Origin of the sequence: Delftia sp. SD018 (genome assembly GCF_017355445.1) — a bacterium.
GTDB classification, from domain to species: Bacteria; Pseudomonadota; Gammaproteobacteria; order Burkholderiales; family Burkholderiaceae_C; genus Comamonas; species Comamonas acidovorans.
Genome location: NZ_JADDRN010000041.1, coordinates 1 through 21,778 on the forward strand (window position 1 = coordinate 1; position 21,778 = coordinate 21,778).

Consider the following 21,778-nt stretch of genomic DNA (forward strand, 5'->3'; position numbering starts at 1 on the left):
TGCGCGCTGTGCCACGTCAGCGATGAGCCGCATTGCTGGCAAAAGCAGCGCGTGATGCCGGGCGATGAGACAAAGGAGCGCAATTGCTCCTGGCCCTGGGTGAAGACAAGGTCCTTTGCCGGCACGCTGCCGTAGGTGGCGAATGCGGCGCCGTGGGCCTTCTGGCAGATGCGGCAGTGGCAGTGCGACACGGCCTTGGGGCTGGACCGCAGTTCATAGGCGATGGCGCCGCACAGGCAACTGCCGGTCAGGGCAAGAGGGGGGCTATCCGGGGCGTTGCTCATGGTCAGTCGGGCGCAAAAAAGGCGCATGCAATTGTGCATGCGCCCCAATGCCGCGACAGGGACGCGCGGCAACCCCAGGAGTCATCCGTTTCGTCAGTCGCCGATGACCTGCAGCCCGCTGCCGTCCCCATGCGCCTGCAGGCACATTCTTCCGAGGTCGTTGAGAAAGCGCAGCACGGGCATCTCGCCCACGCAGGCGGGGATGGCGGCCATGATGTCGTTGTGCAGTTCCAGCAGCTGGTCGGAGGCCACGAACATGGCGGCGGATTCGCCGTAGTAGTGCCGCCAGAAGTCCTGCAGCAGGCCGTGGCGGGCCTTGCCTACGACCAGCGGATAGCCGTTTTCCCAGACCTGTGCGTCCATGGAAAGGCTGGCCAGGCCAGGGTCAACGGGCCGCGCGCTGGCGGGGATCAACAGTACACGTCGCATGTCCATGCTCATTTGCGTCTTCCAGGTGCGCCAGTGGACTCGGGCAACCCGGTCCGGGAGGAGGGTGAGAGGGTTCGCACCGCAGGCGGCAAGAACCGGTTCCCACTTTATTCACGTGTGCACAACAAGAAAATTACAGCTGATTACATGCGGCGAGCGATGCGCCGTGTGCCTGCCGTTCTCCGTTGCAGTTCGCCGTTCAGGCGCTGCGCGCCCCGCCTTCGATCTCGAACGGAAAGTCCCCGAAGCGCAGGCTGCCACGCCGCCGCTCCACCAGGGCGGGCGAGGCGGCGCATTCGGGCAGGGCGCTGAGGATCTGGTGCTTGGCGCGGAAGATCTGGATGTTCACGTACGAGGGCTCCACGCCCAGCATGCGTGAGAGCGCCTCCAGTTCTATCCAGCCCTGGCTTGCGGGGGCCAGGCCTTTTTCTGCGTCCTGCTGGCGCACGCGGGCCAGGGTGACAAGGGTGTAGTGGTGTATGCGTTCGCCCAGCGCAATGGGTTTGCCGTCGCTCATGACGGTCAGGCTGGCGTGCTCTTCGTTCTGGCTGACGGTGAAGCGAAAGGACACTTCCGGTGGCTTGGGCGCACGCGGGTCGAAGCTGCTTTCCCGCGTGGATTCCAGGTCGTCGCATTGCACGAATTCCCAGCTGCCTGCGGAGGTGTGGATCATGGCGCCATCGACCAGGGGCTCGGTGCCGTCGCCGGACTCCTGCAGCCAGCGGCCGTCCTCGAAGAAGACGTTGGCTTCGGGCTCCTGCGCGTCGGGCAGCAGGGTGCCGCGCGGGTTCAGGGCCAGGGGGCCGTCCTGAGGCAGGCCCGGGCCGGGGCTCAGGCAGGTGATGGGCGGTCCCAGGTCTTCCACGGTCCAGGCCGCTTCTGCGCCTTCGCCCATGCTGAGCTTGGCGCCCACCGCCAAAACGGTCCAGCGGCCGGCGACCAGGCGCACGCCGTTGAGCATGGTGCCGTTGCGGCTCTGGTCCACGATTTCCCAGGTCTGCCGGTTCCAGCGGAACAGTGCGTGGACCTGGGAGACGTCGGGCGCCTTCATGACGGTCTGGCAGACCGAGGGGTGGCGGCCGAAGGTATGCAGGGGCCGCAGCACGACGATGCGGCCGTCGAGTTGGTTACGAAAGAGGGCCATCGCCTCGAATTCTCCTTGGGGCTTGTGTGAACAGGGGGTGGGCTGGGGGCGCATTGGCCCGGAGCCGGCAGCCTGTTGCCAAGCTGAGAGAGTACATGCCCGCTGCGCTGTTCAGTTTGTCAAACGTACAGAGCCTGCGGATTCAGTTCGGATTCCTGCAGCGGCCGGCTGTGCCAGCCCAGGGCCACGGGTACGTTGCGCAGCCGTGGATTGCCCAGTTCCGGCCAGATATGGCACAGGCCGGGAATAACGACTTTGACGGTGTGCACAGGGATGTCGGGGCGTGAGTGGTCGTAGACGATGGTTTCCAGGCCCAGGCCGCGTGCGATGTCCACGCAGCGCGCAATGGCCTGGGCAATGTCTGGCGGCGTGGTGTCCGGCGTGTGCCCAGACAGTGGCGCAGGCTGTTGCGGCGGCGCATCGGCGCTGTCCGCAGGGTGCAGGAAGGCTTGCAGTGGCTCGGGCACGGCAAAGCTTTTGCCGGCCGCGATCAGCTGGCTGATTTCGGTGAGGGCGCGTTCGCAGGCCAGGGCGCGGTCCAGGCTGCAGCCAAAGCCCACGGCCCATTGGCCGGTGTCAGCGTGGCGGCCCACGGAGACGACCACCGGTATGCCGAAGTCATGCGTGATGTCCAGCAGCCAGTACGACCATTGCGGGCCGCAACTGCGGTCCAGGCGCTGGCGCGTGGCCTGGTCGATGCCTTGCAGCGCAATGGCGGGCCTGCGGATCTGGCCGTACCACCAGATGGCGGCGGCGTCGCGTTCCACCAGTTCCATGAAGCCTTGGAGGATGGCCTCTTCCCGCGTGTTGCCTGCGGCGCAGCCGTTGGAGGTCCAGCCCACGTGGTGCTGGCTTTGCGCGGGCGCATGGGCCAGGCAGAAGGCCAGCGGCAGGTAGCGGCGCGCATCGGCGGTCAGGGACCAGGCTGGCGCCCACCACAGGGGTTCGCCCTGGCCGGCGCTGGGGGCCACGGCATGCGGTGGCTTGTCGGTGGCAAAGCCGGCAGTCTGCCGGTCGCTGAAGCGTGCCAGTTCCGTGGGCGCGATGCAGGGCGCGTCCAACTCGGCGGCGGGGGCGATGACCACGGCTTCGTCGCCTTGGTGGAAGGCGGCGTAGCGCTCCACCGCTTCGCACATGGCGCTGGCGCGGGCCTGCACGGCCGACAGGCCCTTGCCCAGGCACAGCTGTGTTCCGGAGCCGGCCAGGCTGGTGCTGCCGGGGGCCGGTGTTCTGAAGATTTCGCTGCGGTAGACGGTGAGCGCTTCGTCGGTCTCGGCCGTCAGCGGCGTGACCCGGGCAATCACGCCGGTCAGCGGGCTGACGTGCTGCGACAGGCGCTGCACCGTGGTCTCGGCCGGAACGCTGCGCCAGCCGCCATCGGCGCGCGCGGCATGCGTGCCTGGAACTGGCGCAATGCGTTCGCGCTGGCGCAGGGCCATCAGCCCTGGCGTGCCGCAATGCGGGCATTGCGGGCGGGCGGCCACCGGGTGGGGCTGGTCAGGCTCCAGCGTCCACACGGTTTGCTCCGCATCGGTGTGCGCCAGCAGGCGCTGCACCGTGGGCAGCAGGGCCTGCAGCCGCGTGGCGATGAGGTCGGCGCCGGCGCGCACGGGCGGGCAGCGGTCGCTGTCCTGAGCCTGGCCTTGCTTGCCGACGCGTGCGGGATGGTTGCGTTGCCAGCGGTGTGCGAGGCAATGCCAGCAGGCCGCTGCCTGGGGTTTGAAAAGCGGTCCCGCCATGGCCTGCTCGCCTGTTGGCCGCACCAGCAGCCAGGGCCGGCCTGCGGCACGCTGGTTGGCGTCGATGGCGCCCAGGCGCGGGTCCAGATAGTCGTCGCAGAAAACGATGGTGAGCGGGGTGGGGGCGGGTGCCTGCGTGGCAACGGCCCCGGCAACGGCCGCAGCCCAGCGGCAGGCGGCTGTGCTGTCCAGCGCTGCAGTCAGCATGACGATGTCGATCTGCTCCGATGCCTGCAGGCGCACGGGCGGGGCCGAGAAATCCGGTTGCAGATAACCGTGGCCGTTCAAGTCGCTGTGCAGCACCGGCTGGACCAGGCCCTGGCGCAGCAGGGCGCCCAGGGCGTGCAGCATCTGTGCAAGCGGCGCATCGGGCGCTGCGGCGCAGTGCTGCATGAGGCTGGTGCCGGCCAGCAGCGGGGCGTTCAGCGCCAGCACGGCGGCGGAGCCCAGGGCCAGGGTGTCGCGTTCGCTGGCCAGCAAAAGGCGGTCGCCCTGCTGCACGGGCGGCAGGAATTTCTCGTGCCAGCGAAAGGCGTGGGCGAACAGGTCCGGGGCCGTGGGCTCAGGCAAGAGACGGTGCTCCGAGTTCAAGGCGGACGACGGCATAGGGGTGCTGGCCGGTGGTGGCGTGGAAGGCGGTCTCGAACAGCTGGTGCTGCTGCGAGAACCGGGCATACAGGTGCTCTTGCAGGCTGATGCGGATGGCGGGGTGGATGCGCTCTATCTGCGCGCCGTCCGCAAAGCCGGAGACGACGGGCAGTCGCATTCCGCCCACCTGCATGGGCAGCCGCGCAAGGGCCGGGTGCACATGGTCGAGCACGACGGTGCACGGCGGGCTGCCGGGCGCGGCAAAGCGCTGGGCCAGCTGCTGCAGCATGGCCTCCAGCGCAGCCTGGGGAAGATAGGGGCAGACGCCTTCCAGCAGCACCAGAACGGGCTGGTTGCCGGGCAGGGCGGCGGTGTCCAGCCAGGAGGTGTCGAGGATGGAGCAGGCGAGGTTGGTTTCAGGGCCTGCAATGTATTGCGCGCGCAGGGCGATGGCGTCGGGCAGGTCCACGTTCAGCCAGCGTGCGGTGCCGGCCTCGGGGGCCAGGCGGTTGCGCCGCGTGCACAGGCCTGCACCCAGCGCAATGCACAGGCCGGACGGATGGGCGGTCAGAAATTCGGTGGTGAGCCGGTCGAACAGCTGAGAGCGCAACACCACGCTGCGTACAAAGGCGGGGTCGGCCGCATGGGCCTCGCTGGCCTGGGGCAGGGCGGCGGCAATGCGGCGCGCCTCGGGGTCGGAAAAAGGCGGCAGGTCCGGCAGTTCCGAGGAAGCTGCCGGACCTGCTGCCCGGGCACGTGCCGCCAGCGTCAGCAGCAAGGTGGCCGTGGCCCCTTGCAGCTGCGCCGGTGCCGTATCAGCAGGTGAAGGGGTAGGCGTCACCGGTGTTGTTGTAGGAGGTCAGGGCGATGGCCCACAGGTCCTGCTCGGCGGGTGCCACCGGGTAGTTCAGCACGATGCCGTTCTTGATGGCCGTGCCGTCTGCGCGCTGCAGGTTCCATTCGCCGCGTGCCGCATCCCAGGTGAAGGCCTGCTCGGTCTCGAAACGCACCTGGAAGTTGAACGGGTTGTTGTAGCCCAGCCATTGGCTCAGCACGGGGGCCTTGTCCTTGCCGTCGTCACGCGTCAGCTCTGCGTGGAACTCGGGCGACTGCCAGGCCAGGGCGATGGCGCGCAGCACCACGCCGCCAAAGGCCAGCAGCGAGTCCGGGCCGCCGCCGGGGATGCCCAGGCCCGTGGGCAGGGCGGCCCTGAGCGTGCCGTTGCTCGGTTCCTCGAACGAGGTGCTGACGCCCATGAAGTTGGGGAACAGCTGGTAGTAGGCGGCCAGGGCCTCGGAGGCATGGGTCTGGGGCGCCTGGGGCAGGACGATGACGAATTCATCGTCAGGGCCGATCCAGCCGGCCGTGAGCACGGGCTTCCATTCGGCGCGCTGGGTGGGGTCGTCGCTCAGGCGCAGCGACACATCGACCTGGGGCCACTGGGTCGGCAGGCTGAAGTCGCGGTGCAGCATGGGCTGGATGTCGCGCTGCCCCAGCAGGTCACGGCGGTAGGCGTCATCCTGCCAGGAGCGGGCGATGGCCCGCAGATAGGCAAGGCGGAATGCGAGCAACGGTTCAGTATTCTGCAGCTGGGTGGTCATGTGACTTCATCCTCGGTTCAAGAAAAATGCGCCTGGCCGGGCAGGGGCCCGGACAGGTGCACGGACAGTTCAGGCCGCAGCGCGGCCAGCTCACTCAGGCGCGCGGCCACGTCCGGCCTGGCGGGTGCCAGGGCCTGCGACAGGGCCAGCGCCTCGGTTTCGGTGCGGTACTTGCCGGCGGTGCGCGCAGTCCCTGCCGCCTGGGCCAGGCTGTCCTGCACGGCTGCGTGGTCGGCGCCCATGGCCAGCAGGAAGCGGGCCTTCTTCAGGTGCAGCTCGCTGCTGTGCAGCCGTTCGTCCAGTACGTCGGCCAGGCGCAGGCATTCGTCGATCTTGTCCAGGGCCTCGGCCCAGCGCCCGCTGGCCGCCAGCATTTCAGCGACGAAGGAGCGGTAGTAAGTCTGGCAGTAGCGGCAGCCCATGTCCCAGAGCAGCTGCGCCGTGCCGCTGGCGCGCTCAATGCCCTCGGCGCTGGCGCTGCCTGCGCCGTCACCCAGCGCCCAGCAGCGGATGATGTCCGCATAGCCCGAGAACGCGGGCAGGCCGTAGCGGGCCGTGATGTCCAGCAGCTCGCCCGTGGTGGCCAAGGCGCTTTCCTTGTCGCCACGCGCCTGGTGGACCAGGGCCTGGTAGAGCAGGGCCATGCTCAGGGAGGGGATGTGCGAGACCTCGTGCGCCAGGCGCACGGCGTCGTTCGCATCGGCCAGCGCGGCCTGGTCGAAGCCGGCGAACCAGCGCACCAAGGCGCGCCCGCAGGTGGCCCAGACGCGCGTGTCGAAGCCGAACTCGGCCGCATGGTGGGCATGGGCCACGGGGTCGTAGCGGGTGATGGCGTCGGTCAGCGCTTCTTCGGCCTGCTCGAATCGGCCGTCGGAGTAGTGGGCCAGGCCCAGGTAAGTCTGCGCGGCCACCAGCACGCCCGTGTCCTGCTGGCGCACGGCCTGCTCCAGCAGGCGGTGGCTGAGCTGGCGCACTTCCTCGCGGTTGCTGGCCACGTGGTGGTAGGTGATCAGCATCCACAGGTGCTGCACCTGCTTGTAGTCGGCCACCGCGTTGGCGCCGGGGCCGGCCAGCAGCTCCTGCGACAGCGCGATGCTTTCCACCACCTGGGCATGGGCCCAGCCGTGCTTGTTCATCAGCGCCTGGGTCACGTAGCTGTTGACGTCCAGCCGCGCCTCGCGCTGGGCCACGCCCTGGAGCTGGTGCAGCCAGTCGTCGATGTGGCGCGCGTAGGCAATGGTTTCATCGTTGAGCGAGCGCAGCTGCGTGATGCGCAACTGCCGCACCGCAAGCGCCACGGCCTGGGCATGGTCGCCCGCGTCTGCCCAGTGCTGGGCCACGCCTGCGGGTTCTGCGGCAACGCGCTGGGGCTGGTGCTGCATCAGGGCCAGGGCCACGTCGCGGTGCAGCAGCCGGCGCTGCGATGCCAGCATGCATTCGTAGGCCGTGTCCCGGATCAGCGCGTGGCGGAACATGAAGGCGCCGGCGCCCGCACGTTCATCGGCAATGACCAGGCCGGCCTGGCCCAGTTGCGCCAGCTCCTGCTCGACCTCGCCTTGCGGGCGTTCCACGCAGGCGCACAGCAGGCCGAAGTCGAAGTGCCGGCCCATGGTGGCGGCCAGTTGCAGCAGCGGCTTGAGCGGGCCGATGCGGTCAAAGCGGCTGACCAGCGAGTCGCGCAGGGTCAACGGAATGGCGGCCGGCAGCCCGGCATGGCGAAAGTCCCAGACGCCGTCCTGCTCCACCAGGTGGGCATCCAGCAGCATGCGCGCCATTTCCTGGATGAACAGCGGCACGCCGTCGGTGCGCTCCACCACGTGGCGGATCACGGCGGGGCTGAGCCTGCGCGGCGCCAGCGTCTGGCGGGCCAGCTCGGTGGCCTGCGCGTCTTCCAGGCGCCGCACGTCCACGCACTCGGCCTTCAGGCCTTCGGGCGGCTGCCATTGCGGCCGCGCCGTGAGCACCAGCAGCACGCGCCGCCCGGGCAGGCGCGCTACCAGTTGCTCCAGCAGTTCGATGCTGGTGGGGTCGGCCCAGTGCACGTCCTCGACGACCAGCAGCAAGGGCTCGGCTTCGGACATGTGCAGCAGCCATTGCGCGGTGGACTGCAGCAGCAGCGCCCTTTGCATGACGGCCGAGATGCGGCTGGGCTCGCAGTCGCCCAGGGGCAGCGAGAGCCAGGCGCACAGAATGGGCAGGGCGGCCTCGGCATCGCAGCCTGCGGCGCGCAGGGCTTCGCGCATCTGCTCGCGGTGGTCCTGCGGGGGATCGGCCGCCTCCAGCCGCTGCCGTATCAGGCCCAGGAAAGGGGTCAGCGCGGTGTTGCGGTGCTCGGGCTGGCATTGCAGCACCACGGTGTTCGCGCCCTGTGTCCTGGCGTGGACGAGCAGCATGTCGGCCAGGCAGGATTTGCCGATGCCCGGCTCGCCGCGAATCCACAGCGCATTGCCCCCGGCTTCGCGGGCCCGCGCCCATGCGTCGTTCAGGCGCTGCAGTTCGGGTTCGCGGCCTATGCACTGCAAGGCCGCGTCGGACACAGGCCCTGGCAGTGGCTCGGCGGGCTGCTCCAGCTCCAGGCGATAGGTCTGCATGCCCGTGGGCTGGCCGGGCAGGCGCAGGCTACCGGCTTTCTCGAAGCGCGCATGGCGGGCCAGCAGGCGATGGCTGCTTTCGCTGGCCAGCAGGGTGCCCGCATCGGCGATGGCCTCCAGCCGCATGGCCACGTTGACGGCATGGCCCGAGGGTGCTTCGCCGCCGACCACCACGGCCATGCCGGTGTGCAGGCCCATGCGGATTCCGAGGTGCAGTCCGTGGACCTGTTCGATGGCGGCCGCGCGGCTGCGGCTGAGCGTCAGCAGCTCCTGCGCCGTCATGCCGGCCTGGCGGGCATCGGTGTCGCTGGTGTGCGGGTAGCCGAAGAGCACCAGCATGCGGTCGCCCAGCGTGCCCGCCAGCATGCCTCCGCGCCGGGTGGCAACGTCGGAGAACAGCGTGAGTTCCTCGCGCTGCAGCAGTTCGATGTCTTCGATGTTCAGCCCCTGCGAGGGCTGGCCTGCAGTGCGTGCCGCGCTGTCCATGCCGTGGATGTCGCTGCCCGGCCACAGGGAGACGCTGCAGCACAGCACGGTGAGCTGGCGCACTTCGGAGAACACGCGTGTGGTGGCCACGGTGCGTGTCAGGTCCGCCTGCTGCACCTGGGCGGCGGCGGGCAACTGGCCCACCAGATCGTCCAGCCGCACGCGCATGAGGTCCCTGAGCAGGGCCGCCGCCGAGTCGCTGCGCTCCGCGGGCCGCTTCTTGAGCGCCTTGCGCAGCAAGGTGGCGATGGGGTGGGTGGAGATGGCCGGCGGCAGCTGCACTTCCTGCGGGCTGAGCTGGCGGTGCACGATCTCGGCCACCGAGGCGCCCTGCACGGCGGGCGTGCCCGTCAGGCATTCGAGGAACATCAGTCCCCAGGCATACAGGTCGGTGCGGGCGCTGGGCGGCTCGCCGCGCAGCTGCTCGGGCGCGCTGTAGGCCGGCGTGCCCAGGCATTCGTCGCCCATGGTGAGCTGCGAGACCTGCGGGCCGGCAAACTGCGGAATGACGGTGCCGATGCCGAAGTCCAGCACCATGGCGTGCCGCACGGCGCCCGTGGAGGTGACCATCACGTTGTCGGGCTTGAGGTCGCGGTGCACGATGCCGGCCGCGTGCGCGCAGTCCAGCGCATCGAGCACCTCGGCCATGAGGCGGCCGGCCTCGGCGGCAGTCAGCACGCCCTGGCGGCGGATCAGGCTTTTGAGGGTCTCGCCGGGCACATATTCGAAGACGCCGTAGACGCAGTCGCCTTGCTCGCCCTTGTCTAGCAACTGGACGATGTGCGGATGGTGCAGGGACGCGCACAGCATGGTCTCGCGGTGGAAGCGCTCCACCTGGCGGCCGCCTTCCTGCAGCCTGACGACCTTGATGGCCACCGATGCACCCGTGCGCCGGTGGCGCGCGCGGTAGACGGTGCCGTAGCCACCCGATCCCAAGGTTTCCAGCAGTTCGTAATCGGGTATTTCCAGGGGGGCTGGCGCCACCGGGGTCACCGCAGCTTGCGTGGGGTTGGTGATGGCATCGTGCATTTCAGCCTCGGTTGGGAGTCCTCCTGGAGGGTATCCAGTCGTCCATTTGTCATACGGCAGACCGTGCTTTTGATACCGTTCGTTACTATAGCGTACGTCCGAATGCAATTGACTGTTTTTGCCTACGTGCTTGCCTATGGTTGCCGTCGCCGTGGCGTCCGGCGCTCAGTCCAATTGCAGCAGTGCGCTGACGGCGGTCTGCAGCATGTCCACCAGTTCCGGGTCCATGTAGCGGTACTCGTCAGGGATATCGAGCACATGCACGCGCTTTTGCGCCAGCAGCCGGCCGAAATCGGCCTTGAGGCGGGACTGGTGCCTTTCCTCCATCACGAGAATCACGTCGGCCCAGGCCACATCGTCGGCCGACACGCGGTGGCGGGCGCCCGCACTGGTGCCGCCCGAGCGCACCTGCAAGGCAGGGTGCCTGCGCCAGACCTGCTCTGCCGTGGGACTGCGCCACTGGTTGCGGCTGCAGACGAAGAGGACCTTGAGGCGGTTGTCATTGCGGGGCATGTTGGAAAGAGGCGTTGGTCTTTGAATGCAAGTGCGCTCAGGCCCAGCTGGCCGCATTGCGCAGCCGTATGCCGCTGGCATGCAGCGAGCTGTCCCAGACGCCGCGCAGCGGCTGCAGCGAATCGACGATGCGCAGCTCGGTGCCGCATTCCGCTAGCGCTTGCGGCAGATCGACCAGCAGGTCCCGGCGCAGGGGCTGCACGGCCTGCCGGCTGACGTACATGCCGGCGTCCTCCAGACTTTCAAACGTATCGGCTGGCAGCTCGTACCGGTGTATCCGGGCCGCTTGCAGGCGCGCGGCCCAGGCGGTCTCCACATAGGCCACGGCCAGCGCTCCATCGGGCAGGGCGTTCAGCCATTGGGCCCTGTCTTCGCTGGTGCTGTGCTCGTGCGGCCATATGACGATGCGCGGGCATTCGCGCGGAAACAGGTACAGCCGCTGATGCGTCTGGGCGATGGCCCACACCAGGGGGCCGTTGAGCCACTCCTGCCCCTGGCGGCGGGGTGCCGCCTTCAGGACCGGGCGGGGCTGGAATTGCCGGATATCTCCGTCTTCGCTGAAGTGAAAAAGCTGCATGGCGCGCAGTGTAGGGCGCCGCGGTTTGCAGGTGCTGCGCCATCGCCTATGATGCGCGGCACCTGTGAATAATCACAGCTACTTGCAACCCACGGAAAGGTCCACGCACCATGAACGGTCATTGTCTTTGCGGCGCAGTCAGCTTTGTCTCTCCCCAGGCCCGGGAAATCGGCGCCTGTCACTGTGGATACTGCCGGCGCTGGGGCGGCGGCCCCATGCTGGCGGTGCATTGCGGGCCCGATGTGAAGTTCGAGGGCGGCGAGCACATAGGCACCTATGCCTCCTCCGAATGGGCCGAGCGCGCCTTCTGCAAGCAGTGCGGCACGCACCTGTACTACCGGCTGCACGCCACGGGCGAGTACTTCGTGCCGGCCGGCGCCTTCGAGTCGCAGGACTTCGAGCTGGCCACGCAGATCTACATCGACAAGAAGCCCGGCTACTACGACTTCGCCAACCAGACGCCGACCATGACCGAGGCCGAGGTCATCGCCCAATACGCGCCCCCGCAGGAATGAGGCACAGCCCCATGCCCCTGCACGATGACTCCAGCGGCCTGGCAATGGAGCCTGCCGCACGGCCCGGCGATCCGCTCGACCGGGTCGATACACCCAGCCTGGCGCTGGACCTGACGGTCTTCGACGCCAACCTGCGCACCATGCAGGACTGGGCCGACCGCCACGGCGTGGCGCTGCGCCCGCATGCCAAGGCGCACAAGTGCCCGCAGATCGCGCTGCGCCAGCTGGCGCTGGGCGCGCGCGGCATCTGCTGCCAGAAGGTGAGCGAGGCCGTGCCCTTTGTGGCGGCCGGCGTACGCGACATCCTGATCAGCAACGAGGTGGTGGGACCCGCCAAGCACGCGCTGCTGGCCCGGCTGGCGCGCAGTGCGCGCATGGCCGTGTGCGTGGACAACGCGGCCAACCTGGTGCAGTTGTCCGAGGCCATGTCGCAGGCGGGCGTGGAGATCGACGTGCTGGTGGAGGTGGACGTGGGCCAGGGCCGCTGCGGCGTCACGGGTGCCGAGGCCGTGCTGGCCCTGGCCCGGCAGGCGCACGACCTGCCGGGCGTGAATTTCGCGGGGCTGCAGGCCTACCACGGCGCGGTGCAGCACCGGCGCAGCCGCGAAGAGCGTGCGCAGGTCTGCCGGGAGGCGGCGCGCCAGGCGGCGGCATGCGCGCAACTGCTGCGCGACAACGGCATGGCCTGCCGCACCATCACGGGCGGCGGCACGGGCAGCGTGGAGTTCGACGCGGCCAGCGGCGTCTACACCGAGCTGCAGCCGGGCTCCTATGCCTTCATGGATGGCGACTACGGCGCCAACGAGTGGGACGGGGCGCTGGCCTTTCGCAGCAGCCTGTACCTGCTGTCCACGGTGATGAGCACGCCCGCGCCGGACCGCGTCATCCTGGACGTGGGCCTGAAGTCCACCTCGGCCGAATGCGGGCCGCCTGCCGTGTACGGCACGCCGGGCCTGCGCTGCGTGGCCATCAACGACGAGCACAGCGTGGTGCGCGTGGAGCCGGGCGCCCAGGCGCCGGCGCTGGGCAGCGTGCTGCAACTGCTGCCCTCCCACGTGGACCCGACATTCAACCTGCACGACGAGCTTGTGGTGCTGCAGGACGGTGTGGTGCATGCGCTGTGGCCGATTGCGGCGCGCGGGCTGTCGCGCTGACGGCGACATGAAGCAAAGCCGCCGGCCTTGCGGCGCGGCGGTTTTTTTGCGTCTGTGGCCTGCTGTGGCCTGTGGCTTACAGCTCGATCTTGGCGCGGCGGATCACGTCGCCAAAGCGCTTGTTCTCTTCGACGATGAAGGCCTTGAACTCTTCGGGCGTGGGGAAGTAGTTCTCGTAGCCGAAGGTCTGGAACTTGGGCTGGATGTCAGGCTCGCGCAGGACTTTCATGGTGTCCTGGCGGATCTTCTCGACCACGGCGGGCGGCGTGGACTTGGAGACGGCAAAGGCATTCCAGCCGGTGACCACGGCATCGGCCGGGCCGCCCGATTCGGCCACGGTGGGCACGTCTTCATAGCCCTTGAGGCGGTGGGGTGCCAGCACGGCCAGGAAGCGCAGCTTGCCCGAACGCATCAGCGGGCCGGCCGTGCCCGAGGAGCCCAGCGCAAAGGCCAGCTCGCCCGTGGCCACGCTGGTGTACAGCTGGCTGGTTTCCTTGTAGATGACGTGTTCCATCTTGGTGCCCGTCAGCGACTCCAGCAGGGCCGAGCCCAGGTGCACCGGGTTGCCCACGGACCACGAGCCGTAGTTCAGCTTGCCGGGGCGCGCCTTGGCGTCGGCAATCAGGTCGGCCACGGTCTTGTAGGGGCTGTTGACCGGCACGCAGACGAAGAAGAAGGTGCGAAACAGCGGCAGGACGACCTCGAAGTCCTTGTCGATGTTGTAGGGCAGCTTCTTGAACAGGTGGGGATAGGCGGCCAGGTGGACGTTGTCCAGCTGGATGATGTCCGTGCCGTCGGTGGCGCCGCGCTTGAAGGCCTCGATGGCGATGAAGCCGTTGCCGCCGGGGCGGTTTTCCACGATGACGGGCTGGTTCCACAGGCGCGCCAGCTTGTCGGCCACCAGGCGCGAGGTGCCGTCCGGCCCGCCGCCCACGGGGAACGGATTGATGATGCGCACCTGCTTGGTGGGCCAGTTGGCGGCGGCACCCGATTGGGCACGCGCAGGCGCCAGCGCGCCCAGGGCCAGGGCGCCAAGGGCGAGGCCCGCCTGGCGGCGATTGATGCTGAAGGCGCTGTCTTTCATGGTTTGTCTCCGAGTCGCTGTTGGGCTTGCTGGGTGGCTTGGCCCTATGCCGGGAATGCACGGGCCGCTCTTGTTTTTTACGCTCTCTTGCGGGAGCGGCTGGATCATCCAGTCGCCGCATTGTGTCAGTTCGCTGCAAAGCACCTAGCCATGGCTGCCGCTAGCAGCTATAGCAAAATGGCATAAGTGAGGAGACGATAGAACATGAATTTGCAGCAGATAGAGACCTTTGTGCATGTGGCCGAGACCGGCAGCTTCAGCAAGGCGGCCGTGCTGCTGGAGACGGCCCAGCCCGCACTGAGCCGCCAGGTGCGGGCGCTGGAGACCGAGCTGCGCGAAACCCTGCTGATCCGCACCGGCCGCGGCGTGACGCTGACCGACGCGGGCCGCCGCCTGCTGGAGCACGGCCACGCCATCATGCAGCGTGTGGCGCTGGCCAAGGAGGATCTGGGCAGCCAGCGCGACGAGCCCGTGGGCCGCATCGTGGTGGGCCTGCCGCCCAGCCTGGCGCGGCGCCTGACGCTGCCGCTGATCGACCTGTTCAGCAAGGACATGCCCAAGGCCCGCCTGGCCGTGGTCGAGGGCTTTTCCATGAACATTGCCGAATGGCTGACCTCGGGCCGCATGGACCTGGGCCTGGTCTACACGCCCGAGCCGCATCCGCACATCGAGGTCACGCCCGTGCTGGAAGAGCGCCTGTGCCTGATCGGCCCGGCGCGCACCCTGGGCGGGCGCAGCGGCGTGCGCTTTGACGAGCTGTCGCAGTTTCCGTTGATCATGCCGCAGCACGGCCAGATCTTCCGCAAGCTGATGGAAGCGCAGGCCACGCTGTCCCAGGTCAAGCTCAACGTGGTCTGGGAAGTGTCCAGCGTGCCGGCCATCCTGGACCTGGTGCGCGGCGGTTACGGCTACGCCGCGCTGACCGACAGCGCCATGCGCAGCCACCTGACCGATGCCGAGCTGGTGGGCATTCCCATCGAGTCGCCCCATGTGGTGAGCACGCTGTGCCTGGCGCAGTCGGCCAAGAAAAAGGCCACGCCGCTGATCCGAAAGACCTCGCTGGCCCTGCGCGAACTGAGCCAGCAGGTGTGCGCGCCGCTCTGAGCGGCTGCAGCGACGGAGGCAGGTCGCAGGTCAGCAGGCCTCAGAGCAGCGGCCGCAGCTCCCGCGCCGCCTCCTGCAGCAGCGGCAGCAGCTCGGCCGCCATGTCGGCGGGCGCCATGCGCTGGGGCGAGGTCACGATGTTGAGAGCGGCCACCGTGCGGCCCTCCATGTTGCGCAGCGGCACGGCCAGGGCCTGCACGGCCAGCTCATGCTCTTCCAGGGCCAGGCAGAAATCCTGGCGGCGCACTTCGTCCAGCACGCCTTCCAGCGCGGCGCTGTCCGTCACCGTGTGGGCGGTCAGGCGCCGCAGATCGTGCGATGCCAGCCATTGCCTGAGCTCGGCCGCAGGCAGGGCCGCCAGCAGCACGCGGCCCGTGGAGGTGGCGTGGGCGGGCAGGCGGCTGCCCAGGTGCAGGCCGTGGGCCATGAGGCGCTGGCCGCGCTCGTGCAGGGCGCTGCGCGCGACGATGACCACCTCGTGGCCATCGCGCACCACGCAGGAAAACGACAGCTGGGTCTGCGCCGCCAGCCGGTAGAGCACGGGCTGGACGATGCGCGGCAGCCGCGCCGAGGCCAGGTAGCTGCCCGACAGCCGCAGCACCTTGGGCGCCAGCCAGAAATGGCTGCCGTCCGTCTCCAGGTAGCCCAGGTGCGTCAAGGTCAGCAGATGGCGGCGCGCGGCCGTGCGCGTGATGCCCGAGCGCTCGGCCGCCATGGTGGCGTTCAGGCGCTGGCGCTCGGTGTCGAAGCTCTCCAGCACGGCCAGGCCCTTGGCCAGTCCGGCGATGAAGTCATCCGGGTCGATGGGAAAGGGCTGGTTCATGGGCGGGGAGGGCGGGCATGCAGGTAGTGCGCGATTGTCGCGCAGATTGCGCGATCACCGCGCAACGGGTGCTGCAGCCCCTCGTCTTTGCGCTGCCTCAAAACTAATCTTGGGCGCAGGCCATGGCATGAACCGGCCATGACATCGAACAACGCAACGGAGACAAATCAATGCGCACCCAAGTCGCCATCATCGGTGCAGGCCCTGCCGGCCTGCTTCTCGGCCAGCTGCTGTACCGCGCGGGCATAGACAACGTCATCATCGAGCAGCGCAGCGCCGACTACGTGCTGGGCCGCATCCGTGCCGGCGTGCTCGAACAGGTCACGGTGGACCTGCTGGAGCAGGCCGGTGCCGACGCCCGCATGCGCGCAGAAGGCCTGCCGCACGACGGCATCGAACTGCTGTTCGGCGGCCAGCGCCACCGCATCGACCTGCATGGCCTGACCGGCGGCAAGCGCGTCATGGTCTACGGCCAGACCGAGGTCACGCGCGACCTGATGGAAGTGCGCGCCGCCGAGGGCCTGACCACGGTCTACGAGGCCAGCAACGTGCAGCCCGTGGGCTTCGATGGCGACAGCCCCGTCGTGCGCTACGAAAAGGACGGCCAGGTCCATGAGCTGCAATGCGACTTCATCGCCGGCTGCGACGGCTTTCACGGCATCTGCCGCGCCAGCGTGCCGCAGGACAAGGTGCGCACCTTCGAGAAGGTCTACCCCTTCGGCTGGCTGGGCCTGCTGTCGGACACGCCGCCCGTCTCGCACGAACTGATCTACGCCCAGACCGAGCGCGGCTTTGCACTGTGCAGCCAGCGCAGCGCCACGCGCAGCCGCTACTACCTGCAGGTGCCGCTGACCGAAAAGGTCGAGGACTGGAGCGATGAAGCCTTCTGGAACGAACTGCGCCTGCGCCTGGATCCCGAGGCCCGCGAGCGCCTGGTGACCGGCCCCTCGCTGGAAAAGAGCATTGCCCCGCTGCGCAGCTTCGTGACCGAGCCCATGCGCTTCGGCCGGCTGTTCCTTGCCGGCGACGCGGCCCACATCGTGCCGCCCACGGGCGCCAAGGGCCTGAACCTGGCCGCCTCGGACGTGGGCTACCTGTCCAGCGCCTTCGCGCAGTACTACCGCGACAAGGCGCCCGAAGGCATCGACGGCTACTCCGAGCAATGCCTGCGCCGCGTCTGGAAGGCCGAGCGTTTTTCGTGGTGGATGACCTCGCTCATGCACCGCTTCCCCGACGCGGGCGGCTTCGACACCAAGGTGCAGGAGGCGGAACTGGACTACATCGTCAACTCCCGCGCAGGCTCGACCTCGCTGGCGGAGAACTATGTGGGGTTGCCGCTGGTGTGAGAGCCGGTGTGAGGCCCCGGGCGCCGCCGAGGCAGCGCCCGCATTGATGCGCGTCTGTCGCCACAGCATTGCGCAAATTTGCAGCCCGCCTCGCCCGGACGGGTGCGGGCGAGGAGTAAGCTTGTCGGGTTATGGCGCACATCACGTTTCCCCCTCCCTATATCGCCCCCCAGAATGCAGCGCAGTCGCTGCGCGACGCAGGCTATGCGGTGCTGCGCCCCGATGAATTCGCGGCCTGGGCAGGCGTGTCATTGACCGAGCTGCATGCGCTCGATGCCGACTGGGCCCAGCTGCCGCCCGATGCCTTTCTGAAGGACGGCGGGCGCTATCGGCGCCGCCGCCATTCCTGCTTCATCGCCGGGCAGGACGGGCTGCAGCAGGTGGAGCACCGCGCGCACTGGCAGCCGGTGGAATACAACGCCCTGCATGGCGGCATGCTGCGCATGTTCGATCCCATGCGCGACGCCACGGCGCAAAGCGCCACCTGGAGCCGGCTGCTGCTGGCGCTGGCCGGCCTGTCCGACCAGGTGTTCTGCGCCCAGGGCGATGATGTGCAGCACGAGCGCTGGTTCATCGAGTCCCACCAGTTCCGCATCGACACCACGGACGGCATTGGCCGGCCCACGCCCGAAGGCGCGCACCGCGACGGCGTGGACCTGGTGGCCGTGATCCTGGTCGGGCGCGAGGGCGTGAAGGGCGGCGAGACGCGCATCTTCGAGGCCACGGGCCCCAGCGGCCAGCGCTTCACGCTGACCGAGCCCTGGTCGGTGATGCTGCTGGACGATGCCCGCATGATCCACGAGACCACGCCCATCCAGCCCGAGCAGCCGGGCGGCGTGCGCGATACCCTGGTGCTGACCTATCGCCGCCAGGGTTTCCAGGGCTCGGAGCTGACGCGTCGCCGCAAGGATTGATGCAGCTCAAGACGCTGGCGCATGATGGGCGCACACTTTGGTTCATCGACCCGGCCGCCCCCGATTGTTGACGGCGGCCAAGCACAAAGGAGAAAACGCATGTTCAAGCACATCCTGGTTCCCGTGGACGGCTCCAACAGCTCGATGCTGGCGGTTCACAAGGGCGTGGAGCTGGCCAAGGCCTTTGGCAGCACGCTGACGGCGGTCTACGTGGTGGACCCCTATCCGTTCACGGGCGTGGGCGCCGACTTCGCCTACGGCCAGTCGCAGTACCTGAGCGCGGCCACGGCCGAGGCCAACACCACGCTGGACGCCGTCAAGAAGATCACCGACGAGGCCGGCATCACCGCCACCACCGTGGTGGGCGAAGGCCATGCGGTGCACGAAGGCATCGTGCGCGTGCTCGAGAGCACGGGCGCCGACCTGATCATCATGGGCTCGCAAGGCCGCCGTGGCCTGGAAAAGCTGATGCTGGGCAGCGTGACCCAGCGCGTGCTGGGCGCCGTGCGCGTGCCGGTGCTGGTGGTGCGCGAGTAATCACCGGTCCGCTCGGCCCTTCGCCGGGTGAAACGTCAACGGCTCCCTCGGGAGCCGTTTTTGTTGGTGCGCTGCAGGGGGAGAGGGCGATCAGCGATTGAGCAGCCGTGCCAGCCAGCCCTTTTTCTTGCGCTGCAGTTCCAGCTCCTGCAGCACTTCGTTCTTGAGCCTTTCCTTCTCGGCGGCAGGACTGGACTCGCGCGCCATGCGCAGATAGGCCTTGGCCGAGTCCACGTAGCCGGTGTCTTCGTTGCGGATGTGGTTGAACAGCCAGCGCGAGAGCATGCCGTGCAGCTCGGCGGCCACGTCCTCGCCGGCATCGAAGCGGGTCTGCATCTCGATCACGCGGCGCGTGAACAGCTCGTGCACCTTCTTGTGCGGGCCGGCGAACATGTAGCCGGCGCTCTCGATCAGGCTTTCCTCGAACACGAAGTGCGAGACGGTGTAGTCGATCATCTCGCCGATGACATCGCCCAGGGCCTCGCGGTCGGGCGACGAGCGCAGCTCGTAGAGCTTGTTGATGTAATCGACGATGCGGCGGTGCTGCCGGTCGATTTCTGCAATCCCGGTGTCCAGCTCGGGGACCCAGACCAGCAATGCCATGACGTTCTCCAGGAATTCGGTGATTTCCAGAGAAGTATTCACGGGACTGTCACATAGCTCCTTGATGCAGATCAGGCTGATCTGCATCAATGAAATGCGGCGTTGGCCATTGCAGGCGGTGCCGGGCATGCAGCCCTGGCACCACAGGCATGTCACTCGATCTTGGCGCCCGAGGACTCGACGATCTGCTTGGACTGCTTGAAGTCGGCCTGGAACATCTTGTCGAAGTCGGCCACGCTCATGGACTGGGGTTCGGCGCCCTGGGTCTGGATGGCGTCGCGCACTTCGGGCATGGCCAGCAGCTTGTTCACTTCGGCGTTGACCTTGGTCACGACGGCCGTGGGCGTGCCCTTGGGCATGAACAGGCCGTACCAGGTGCTCACGTCAAAGCCCTTGAGGCCCGATTCGGCCAGCGTGGGCGTGTCGGGCAGCGAGGACGAGCGCTTGGCCGAGGTCACAGCGATGGCGCGCAGCTTGCCGGCCTTGATCTGGCCGATGGCCGAGGGCACGGAGGACACCAGCAGGTCCACGTTGCCGGCCAGCGCGTCCATCAATGCCGGATTGGAGCCCTTGTAGGGCACGTGCACCAGCTGGATGCCTGCGGCCTTCTCCAGCAGCACGCCCGAGATGTGGATGCTGGTGCCATTGCCCGGCGAGCCGTAGGTCACCTTGCCCGGGTGCTGCTTGGCAGCGGCCACGATGTCGGCCAGGGTCTTGTAGGGCGAGTTCACGCTGGTGGCGATCACGATGGGCGTGTAGGCCACGTGGGCCACGGGCACCAGGTCCTTGACCGGGTTCCAGGGCAGGTTCTTGTAGAGGTAGGGGCCCAGGACCACGTTGTCCTTCTGGCCCATGACCATGTCGTAGCCCGTGGGCGCTGCCTTGGCGGCCTCGGTGATGCCGATGGTGCCGCCTGCGCCCGCGCGGTTGTCGGGCACCACGGTCCACTTGCTGACTTCGGTGAGCTTGTTGGACACCACGCGCGCGAGGATGTCGGTGCCGCCGCCGGGCGGGAAGGGCACGATCATGCGCACGGGCTTGTTCGGATAGTCGGCAGCCGCACCTTGGGCGGCTGCGGAAAAGCTCAGGCCCATGGCGGCGGCCACGGCGGTGCAGGTGATCAGTTGGCGGAACATGAAAGAAGAAACTCCAGGGTCTGATGGGGCGGTGCAACCTTCTCGCAGCGGACCGGCAGTGCCGGCCCGCCCATGCGGTGGGTTGTCGATGATCGGGGAGGGTGGTTCCGCCATCTTGCATTGGGAAACCCGCTATTTGGGCGGATTTCCGCAATCTGTGCCACAGGGGCTTCCACCAAGGAGCAGCTTGTGCCTGCTCCAGAGGGAAGCGGGCTATTTTATGCCGCCTTGGTGCCTGGCCGCCGCTGATGGCGCCTAGACCCGGTAGGACTCTCTCCACCAGCGCCGCGTCAGCAAGGCGGTCGGAAGCAGGGTGGCCACCAGCGCCGTGCCGCTGGAGCGCAGGGCTTCAACGGCAGGCTGCTGCAGCACGGCAAGCCAGGAGGCGGCATCGGCCTGCGCTGCCACCACCAGATCGGCAGCGCCCGACAGCAGCAGCTGTATCGAAAGAAAGCACAGCCCCACGGTGGACAGGCGATACAACCACTGCCAGCGCATGCGGCTGAGCACAGGGTTGAGGGCCAGCATGCCCAGAACCAGCACCCCGGCGCCGATCAGCGCGCCCAACGCCAGGTCAGCCGGTGCATGAACGCTGGAGGCCTGTTCGAGGAAAAGCCAGGTCTCCAGGCTCTCCCTAAAGCCTGCGAACGCGCAGAAGGCGGCCAGCATGGCCAGCGAAATGCGGCCCTTGGGCAGATCGTCCACCATGGTTTCCACATATTCGCGCACCGAATGACCGGAAAAGAGATTGGTCAGCGCCATCCACAGCGTGGCGCCGCCCAGAACCACGGCCAGCAGCGGACCCAGCTGCGGGGACAGGGTGCCACCGTGCAGCACGGCGGCGGCCAGGCCACCTGATGCAACACCTGCGGCCACGGCGGCCAGCACCAGCCGGCGAAAGCCCGGCAGCCGTCCGTCGTGCACGGAGCCGAGCACGGCCAGCGTGATCAGCAGCAGCTCGGAGAGTTCGCGCAGGACGACAAAGGCGGCATTGAACATGATGAGAACAAGATTTATTCGCGCTGCAGTATAGCCAGCGGCCTTTCCCCCGGCTGGCGCTGCAAGCGCTGCTGCCAGTGTGGGCGCGGTCGGGCGTGGATACGGTTATCGTCGGGGTTTTGGCAAGAAGAGGCGAACCCAGCGTGACGGATCAAGAAATCGTGGCCATCGTGGACAGGGCAGCAGACAGTTTCAACGGCAATCTGGATGACCTGGAGAGCGCCATCGGCATGCTCATGATCGGCCGCCACTATGGCTGGCGGGTGCTGTTGCTCATCCATAGCCCCGGCACCATCCGCAAGTACACCAAGATCCTGGGCATCAAGCACCTGCGCGATGTGCTGCCCGAGGTGGGCGTGCTGGCGCACCGCTCCACGGCCTGGCGCCTGGTCGAGGGCACGGAGAACTTCTGGAAGGTGGTGCGGGGCCAGATCAGCGGGATTCGCAGCACCAAGGCCGAGTCGCCCGGCGCGGGTGAGAATCAGTAGTACCTTCGGATACCACTGATGCAGGGGCTTTTACTCGTGTTGCTTTGAGGAAAATTTCGTGAAGTAGCACTTTACAGTACTACTCAACATCGTT

General features: G+C 67.9%; 21 protein-coding genes. 7 read left to right on the forward strand and 14 right to left on the reverse strand.

What is annotated here, in order from left to right; translation table 11 throughout:
- The 9 genes from INR38_RS26370 to INR38_RS26410 form a co-directional block, all read right to left on the reverse strand.
- Positions 1-284, reverse strand: a 284-nt coding sequence (locus INR38_RS26370; protein WP_207476008.1) for a GFA family protein, incomplete at its 3' end; no start/stop codon positions are given.
- Between the two features lie 93 nt (positions 285-377).
- A complete protein-coding gene (locus INR38_RS26375) occupies positions 378-713 on the reverse strand; it encodes a hypothetical protein (RefSeq protein ID WP_223275358.1) in 336 nt (111 codons plus the stop codon).
- A gap of 199 nt (positions 714-912) precedes the next feature.
- The gene (locus tag INR38_RS26380) at positions 913-1,857 is read right to left on the reverse strand and encodes an FHA domain-containing protein (RefSeq protein WP_207444548.1); all 945 of its coding nucleotides are present in this window, start codon (positions 1,855-1,857) and stop codon (positions 913-915) included.
- Between the two features lie 119 nt (positions 1,858-1,976).
- Entirely contained in the window at positions 1,977-4,202 is a 2,226-nt protein-coding gene (locus tag INR38_RS26385) for a TOMM precursor leader peptide-binding protein (RefSeq protein WP_207444549.1), read from the reverse strand.
- Positions 4,159-5,025: a class I SAM-dependent methyltransferase gene (locus tag INR38_RS26390; protein WP_232245205.1), complete on the reverse strand. Its 867-nt coding sequence runs from the start codon at positions 5,023-5,025 to the stop codon at positions 4,159-4,161. Before INR38_RS26390 ends, INR38_RS26385 begins: the two co-directional genes overlap by 44 nt.
- Positions 5,000-5,785, reverse strand: coding sequence for a BMA_0021/BMA_0022 family TOMM bacteriocin (locus INR38_RS26395; protein WP_013801906.1), 786 nt, complete (start codon positions 5,783-5,785; stop codon positions 5,000-5,002). Before INR38_RS26395 ends, INR38_RS26390 begins: the two co-directional genes overlap by 26 nt.
- Before the next feature lie 17 nt (positions 5,786-5,802).
- The gene (locus INR38_RS26400; RefSeq protein ID WP_207444550.1) at positions 5,803-9,891 is read right to left on the reverse strand and encodes a TOMM system kinase/cyclase fusion protein; all 4,089 of its coding nucleotides are present in this window, start codon (positions 9,889-9,891) and stop codon (positions 5,803-5,805) included.
- A gap of 165 nt (positions 9,892-10,056) precedes the next feature.
- Positions 10,057-10,404 carry a phosphotyrosine protein phosphatase gene (locus INR38_RS26405; protein WP_034394948.1) on the reverse strand — a complete coding sequence of 116 codons (348 nt, stop codon included), beginning with the start codon at positions 10,402-10,404 and terminating at the stop codon, positions 10,057-10,059.
- Between the two features lie 37 nt (positions 10,405-10,441).
- Positions 10,442-10,981 (reverse strand): DUF6886 family protein, encoded by a 540-nt coding sequence (locus INR38_RS26410; RefSeq protein WP_043825556.1) that lies wholly within the window; start codon positions 10,979-10,981, stop codon positions 10,442-10,444.
- A 110-nt stretch (positions 10,982-11,091) separates the two neighbouring features.
- Here INR38_RS26410 and INR38_RS26415 point away from each other — a divergent pair, with 110 nt between their 5' ends.
- Both INR38_RS26415 and INR38_RS26420 read left to right on the forward strand, forming a co-directional pair.
- Positions 11,092-11,496, forward strand: coding sequence for a GFA family protein (locus INR38_RS26415; protein WP_034394943.1), 405 nt, complete (start codon positions 11,092-11,094; stop codon positions 11,494-11,496).
- An 11-nt stretch (positions 11,497-11,507) separates the two neighbouring features.
- Complete coding sequence (locus INR38_RS26420) at positions 11,508-12,650, forward strand: DSD1 family PLP-dependent enzyme (protein ID WP_207444551.1); 1,143 nt, start codon at positions 11,508-11,510, stop codon at positions 12,648-12,650.
- 76 nt (positions 12,651-12,726) lie between these two features.
- Here the strand turns inward: INR38_RS26420 and INR38_RS26425 are convergent, their stop codons facing one another.
- Positions 12,727-13,734 (reverse strand): tripartite tricarboxylate transporter substrate binding protein, encoded by a 1,008-nt coding sequence (locus INR38_RS26425; protein WP_013801912.1) that lies wholly within the window; start codon positions 13,732-13,734, stop codon positions 12,727-12,729.
- A 204-nt stretch (positions 13,735-13,938) separates the two neighbouring features.
- On the opposite strand from INR38_RS26425, the gene INR38_RS26430 reads away from it, so the two are divergent.
- Positions 13,939-14,838: a LysR family transcriptional regulator gene (locus tag INR38_RS26430; protein WP_013801913.1), complete on the forward strand. Its 900-nt coding sequence runs from the start codon at positions 13,939-13,941 to the stop codon at positions 14,836-14,838.
- A gap of 40 nt (positions 14,839-14,878) precedes the next feature.
- Here INR38_RS26430 and INR38_RS26435 read toward each other — a convergent pair whose 3' ends face one another.
- Positions 14,879-15,661: an IclR family transcriptional regulator C-terminal domain-containing protein gene (locus INR38_RS26435; protein WP_012206162.1), complete on the reverse strand. Its 783-nt coding sequence runs from the start codon at positions 15,659-15,661 to the stop codon at positions 14,879-14,881.
- Positions 15,662-15,831: 170 nt separating this feature from the next.
- Between INR38_RS26435 and pobA the strand changes: the two genes are divergently transcribed.
- The 3 genes from pobA to INR38_RS26450 all read left to right on the forward strand — a co-directional run bounded on the left by pobA (position 15,832) and on the right by INR38_RS26450 (position 18,458).
- A complete protein-coding gene (pobA, locus tag INR38_RS26440) occupies positions 15,832-17,007 on the forward strand; it encodes a 4-hydroxybenzoate 3-monooxygenase (RefSeq protein ID WP_013801914.1) in 1,176 nt (391 codons plus the stop codon).
- 131 nt (positions 17,008-17,138) lie between these two features.
- Complete coding sequence (locus INR38_RS26445) at positions 17,139-17,921, forward strand: 2OG-Fe dioxygenase family protein (protein WP_043791151.1); 783 nt, start codon at positions 17,139-17,141, stop codon at positions 17,919-17,921.
- Positions 17,922-18,020: 99 nt separating this feature from the next.
- The gene (locus INR38_RS26450; protein ID WP_012206159.1) at positions 18,021-18,458 is read left to right on the forward strand and encodes a universal stress protein; all 438 of its coding nucleotides are present in this window, start codon (positions 18,021-18,023) and stop codon (positions 18,456-18,458) included.
- Between the two features lie 90 nt (positions 18,459-18,548).
- On the opposite strand, the gene INR38_RS26455 is transcribed toward INR38_RS26450, so the two are convergent.
- From INR38_RS26455 to INR38_RS26465, 3 genes are all read right to left on the reverse strand, one after another.
- Positions 18,549-19,103 (reverse strand): bacteriohemerythrin, encoded by a 555-nt coding sequence (locus INR38_RS26455; protein WP_224986183.1) that lies wholly within the window; start codon positions 19,101-19,103, stop codon positions 18,549-18,551.
- A 110-nt stretch (positions 19,104-19,213) separates the two neighbouring features.
- Complete coding sequence (locus tag INR38_RS26460) at positions 19,214-20,197, reverse strand: tripartite tricarboxylate transporter substrate binding protein (protein WP_043825246.1); 984 nt, start codon at positions 20,195-20,197, stop codon at positions 19,214-19,216.
- A 255-nt stretch (positions 20,198-20,452) separates the two neighbouring features.
- Positions 20,453-21,196, reverse strand: coding sequence for a hypothetical protein (locus tag INR38_RS26465; RefSeq protein ID WP_207444513.1), 744 nt, complete (start codon positions 21,194-21,196; stop codon positions 20,453-20,455).
- Positions 21,197-21,339: 143 nt separating this feature from the next.
- Here INR38_RS26465 and INR38_RS26470 point away from each other — a divergent pair, with 143 nt between their 5' ends.
- A complete protein-coding gene (locus INR38_RS26470; RefSeq protein WP_207444512.1) occupies positions 21,340-21,684 on the forward strand; it encodes a hypothetical protein in 345 nt (114 codons plus the stop codon).
- Positions 21,685-21,778: the final 94 nt, after the last annotated feature.